Below are 624 nucleotides of genomic sequence, written 5' to 3'. Positions count from 1 at the left end.
CCGGCCCCGCCGATATAGAGCTCGCCCACCGCCCCCAACGGCACCGGCGCACCATGACCGTCCAGAAGATAGATCCGCGTGTTGGCGATCGGACGGCCGATCGTTTCAACGACGGTGTCTCCCCTGGGCATGCAAATCCAGGTCGAGTACGTCGTTGTCTCGGAAGGGGCGTATAGGTTACAGATCTTCTCGACGCGGCTGTGCTCGAAGATTCTCTCGATCAGAGCTGCGCTCAGCGCTTCGCCCGCCAAATTGATGGCGCTTGCCGCGGCGGGGACTGCTTCCTTGTCGAGCAGAGCGGCGATCGCAGAGGGGACTGTATTGATCAGCGAGACGTCCAGAGGCGTTTGCGCCAGTGCCAGCGCATTGTCGACGAGATAGAGCGTGCCGCCCTGTGACAGGGTAGCGAAGCACTCATAGACGGACAGATCAAAGCTGATCGAAGTGGAGAACAGCATGCGGCTGGTCTGCGCTTGCGCGTAGACGCCGCTACTCCAACGCAGCAGGTTCACGGTGCTTTGATGCTCGACCATGACGCCCTTGGGCGTCCCGGTGGAGCCCGAGGTGTAGATGATGTAGGCGAGATGGCGGGGGGTGAGCCCCAGCGCGCGCGGGTCGGGGTCG

At 62.8% G+C, this 624-nt stretch carries 1 protein-coding gene; it reads right to left on the bottom strand.

The window, feature by feature from the left end; genetic code table 11:
• Nucleotides 1-624: AMP-binding protein (locus tag NKI49_RS33270; protein ID WP_352695957.1), on the bottom strand; the 624-nt coding region annotated here is incomplete at both ends.

The organism is Mesorhizobium sp. M0587, assembly GCF_040320945.1.
In the GTDB taxonomy this organism is placed as follows: domain Bacteria; phylum Pseudomonadota; class Alphaproteobacteria; order Rhizobiales; family Rhizobiaceae; genus Mesorhizobium.
This window is presented reverse-complemented; position numbering and strand designations above follow the sequence as displayed.